1 protein-coding gene is annotated in these 1,130 nt (G+C 75.0%); it reads right to left on the reverse strand.

Annotation, left to right across the window (positions count from 1 at the left end):
- A partial coding sequence (locus tag WA788_RS35305) for a beta-ketoacyl synthase N-terminal-like domain-containing protein (RefSeq protein WP_335984557.1) occupies positions 1 to 1,130 on the reverse strand: 1,130 nt, incomplete at both ends.

Genomic DNA, 1,130 nt, shown 5'->3' on the forward strand with positions numbered 1-1,130 from the left:
GGCGGCGGAGAAGACGGCGCCGTGTTCGAGGTGAGCCCGGGTCGTCGCGGCCGAGTAGCCGGTGTCCAGCAGCCCGATCTCCGGCCGCGCGACGAGGAATTCGCGCAGCCGCCCCGCCTGGGCCCGCAGCGCCGCCTCGTCCTTCGCCGACACCACCACCGGCACCGCCGGCAGGACCTTCTCGACCTGCGGCGCGGGCTCCTCGGCGACGGCCGGGGCCTCTTCGATGATGACGTGGGCGTTGGTGCCGCTGACGCCGAAGGACGAGACGCCCGCGCGGCGGACCCGTTCGCCCGCCGGCCAGGGCTGCGCGTCGGTCAGCAGCTTGACCGAGCCGGCGTCCCAGTCGATGTTCGAGGACGGGGCGTCGACGTGCAGGGTGGCCGGGAGCTGCTGGTGCCGCAGCGCCTGGACCATCTTGATGACGCCCGCGACACCGGCCGCCGTCGAGGAGTGGCCGATGTTGGACTTGATCGAGCCGAGCCACAGCGGCTGGTCGTCCGCGCGGCGCTGCCCGTACGTGGCGAGCAAGGCGTGCGCCTCGATCGGGTCGCCGAGCTTGGTGCCGGTGCCGTGGCCCTCGACCGCGTCGACCTGGTCCGGCCGCAGCCCCGCCGAGGCCAGCGCCGCCCGGATCACCCGCTCCTGAGCCGGGCCGCTGGGCGCGGTCAGGCCGTTGGACGCGCCGTCCTGGTTGATCGCGGAGCCGCGCAGCACCGCGAGCACGTTGTGCCCCAGGCGGCGGGCGTCGGAGAGCCGTTCCAGGACGATGAGGCCGAGGCCGTCCGAGAAGCCGGTGCCGTCGGCGCCTTCCGCGTAGGACTTGCAGCGGCCGTCGGCGGCCAGCCCGCGCTGCCGGGAGAACTCCACCAGCAGGAAGGGGCCCGCCATGACGGTGACGCCGCCGGCCAGGGCGAGCGAGCACTCGCCGGAGCGCAGCGCCTGGGCGGCGAGGTGCATCGCCACCAGGGAGGAGGAGCAGGCGGTGTCGACGGAGACCGCGGGGCCCTCCAGGCCGAGGCTGTAGGCGACTCGGCCGGAGACGACGCTCGTGGTGCCGCCGGTCATCCGGAAGCCCTCCAGCTCCGGGCCGCCGCCTCCGGCCATGAGCCCGGAGACGTAGTCGGAGG

The organism is Streptomyces sp. CA2R106 (genome assembly GCF_037034245.1).
Lineage (GTDB): Bacteria > Actinomycetota > Actinomycetes > Streptomycetales > Streptomycetaceae > Actinacidiphila.